General features: G+C 41.0%; 1 protein-coding gene. It reads left to right on the forward strand.

Annotation, left to right across the window (positions count from 1 at the left end; all coding sequences use genetic code 11):
• The first annotated feature begins 269 nt into the window (after positions 1-269).
• Positions 270-1,232 (forward strand): quinolinate synthase NadA, encoded by a 963-nt coding sequence (gene nadA, locus A0J48_RS26400; protein WP_200327537.1) that lies wholly within the window; start codon positions 270-272, stop codon positions 1,230-1,232.
• Positions 1,233-1,280 lie beyond the last annotated feature (48 nt).

Consider the following 1,280-nt stretch of genomic DNA (forward strand, 5'->3'; position numbering starts at 1 on the left):
CCCCTGTTCCCTGTCACCTCAACTCTGACTTTTTATTTTTGGTAAAAACTACTATAATTGAATCAAGGAATACAGAAGTTTGGGATTACAGTAGTTAAAAATTTTATACGTTCTTAGCAGGACTTAAATTCTAGCTACCAATAAGGAAGTAGGTTTTCTATTGGTGGGGATTTGCTATTGCCAAACTTCTACTTGTGTAAATCCGACAAGTTCCTGATTCTGCTTCTACTCACAAAATCATTATTTGCAACTACAAGCAACTTTTAACTGTGTTTACAACTACATTTACTCAAAAACCAGACGCACTACCAAGAGATTTATTTACCGCTATTGAGGATTTAAAGCAGGAACTCAACGCGGTTATATTGGCGCACTACTATCAAGACCCAGATATTCAAGATATCGCCGACTTTATTGGCGATTCCTTACAACTGGCAAAGGCAGCAGCACAAACTAATGCCGATGTTATTGTATTTGCTGGTGTTCACTTTATGGCGGAAACTGCAAAGATTCTTAACCCAGATAAATTAGTATTATTACCAGACTTAAACGCCGGTTGTTCTTTAGCAGATAGCTGTCCCCCCAAAGAGTTTGCAGCTTTCAAAGCCGCACATCCTGACCATTTGGTAATTTCCTATATTAACTGCTCTGCGGAAATCAAAGCCATGAGCGATATCATCTGCACCAGTTCCAACGCAGTAAAAATTGTTCAGCAAATACCTAAAGAACAACCGATAATTTTCGCCCCCGATAGAAATTTAGGACGGTATGTTAGCCAGCAAACTGGACGGGATATGTTGCTATGGCAAGGTAGCTGTATAGTTCATGAAACCTTTTCCGAAAAGAAAATAGTCCAGTTAAAAACGACACATCCTGAAGCAGAAGCGATCGCCCACCCAGAATGTGAAACCAGTGTTTTACGCCACGCCAGCTATATCGGTTCTACAGCCGCTTTACTGAATTATTGTCAAAAAAGCCCTGCACAGGAATTCATTGTCGCTACAGAGCCTGGAATCATCCACCAGATGCAAAAACTCGCACCTCACAAACACTTTATTCCTGCACCACCTGAGAATAACTGTAATTGTAATGAATGTCCATTTATGCGCTTAAATACTTTAGAAAAGCTGTATTTAGCCATGAAAAATCGGACTCCAGAAATTACCATGCCAGAAGATATCCGTCTTGCGGCACTACGTCCTATGCAGCGGATGTTGGAAATGAGTGCTTAAGAGTTTAAGGGTGTAGGGTGTGGGGTGTAGGGTGTAGGGTGTAGGGGG

This window comes from Sphaerospermopsis aphanizomenoides BCCUSP55, from assembly GCF_001586785.1.
In the GTDB taxonomy this organism is placed as follows: Bacteria; Cyanobacteriota; Cyanobacteriia; order Cyanobacteriales; family Nostocaceae; genus Sphaerospermopsis_A; species Sphaerospermopsis_A aphanizomenoides_A.